Raw genomic sequence first — 264 nt, forward strand, 5'->3', positions numbered from 1 at the left:
ACGGTGACCGACACCTACACCCTCAACCCCGGCTCGCTGACCGTGACCAAGGCGCTGGCCGGGCCTGCGGCAGGACAGCAGGGCGCGGTGACCCTGCAAGTAACCTGCACCAGCGGCGAAACCACTGTTCTGAGCGAGACCGTTTCACTGCCTGCCGGATCAGCCGCCGGAACCTCGCAGACGTTTACCGGCGTTCCGGCCAACGCCGAGTGCGACGTGACCGAACCGGAGACCGGTGAAACTGCGACTGTCGCCGTCGAAGTT

1 protein-coding gene is annotated in these 264 nt (G+C 65.9%); it reads left to right on the forward strand.

Annotated elements, in window-relative coordinates; translation table 11 throughout:
* Positions 1-264 (forward strand): DUF5979 domain-containing protein (locus SB754_RS20835; RefSeq protein WP_410784257.1); only part of this gene is annotated, 264 nt, incomplete at both ends.

Origin of the sequence: Leifsonia sp. SIMBA_070 (assembly GCF_046534635.1) — a bacterium.
Taxonomy (GTDB): Bacteria; Actinomycetota; Actinomycetes; order Actinomycetales; family Microbacteriaceae; genus Leifsonia.